Annotated in this window: 1 protein-coding gene; it reads right to left on the reverse strand. The window is 51.4% G+C overall.

The window, feature by feature from the left end; translation table 11 throughout:
• Window positions 1-41 precede the first annotated feature (41 nt).
• On the reverse strand, window positions 42-290 hold a 249-nt coding region (locus GWE18_RS42215; RefSeq protein WP_275191348.1), incomplete at its 5' end, for a hypothetical protein.

A 290-nucleotide genomic window follows, 5' to 3' on the forward strand; every position in this document is an offset into this window, starting at 1 on the left:
AAAACCGCGACGCTACGTCTCCCGATCTTGTGAGACCCATCTCAGCCTCCCCATGCTGAAAAGTGAGTCTTCTCAAATATATGATTCCTGTCGACAAAGACCGCGACACTCTGACTCAGTAAGACTAACAGGTTGTTGAAGAAGTCACTAGCGGGCAGGCGTTGAGCTATCGCTGAAAGTTGGTGACGGTGGGAATCGGGAAGGCGGCATATCGTGGGGGTGCTTGAAGCCTCCACTTCTCCACCGAAGGAGCGATATGCCGTGTCCAAAGATAACATCATCAAGCTGAT

It is taken from the genome of Bradyrhizobium sp. CSA112 (genome assembly GCF_029051645.1).
GTDB lineage: Bacteria > Pseudomonadota > Alphaproteobacteria > Rhizobiales > Xanthobacteraceae > Bradyrhizobium.